This window comes from Sedimentibacter sp. B4 (genome assembly GCF_000309315.1).
In the GTDB taxonomy this organism is placed as follows: domain Bacteria; phylum Bacillota; class Clostridia; order Tissierellales; family Sedimentibacteraceae; genus Sedimentibacter; species Sedimentibacter saalensis.
On sequence record NZ_CANG01000221.1, the window covers coordinates 1 to 240 of the forward strand.

Annotated in this window: 1 protein-coding gene; it reads right to left on the minus strand. The window is 37.1% G+C overall.

Annotation, left to right across the window (positions count from 1 at the left end; genetic code table 11):
• A partial coding sequence (locus BN358_RS10825; RefSeq protein WP_198018391.1) for an alanine:cation symporter family protein occupies positions 1–240 on the minus strand: 240 nt, incomplete at both ends.

Here is a 240-nt window from a genome sequence, read left to right on the forward strand (position 1 = left end):
AGTTTGGAATTGCCATCAAACCATTTAATGTATCAGCTAATGACCATACAAATTCAAGTCCGCCTATAGCTCCTACCAATACAAATGGAATCCATATAATTCTGTATATCATGTTTGCTTTTGGTCCAAACAAATACTCAGCACATCTTTCTCCATAATATTCCCAGCCAACGATAGTTGAAAATGCAAACAATACTATACCTATTGAAACATGTATCCGCCGCCTGGAATTGCCTGTTC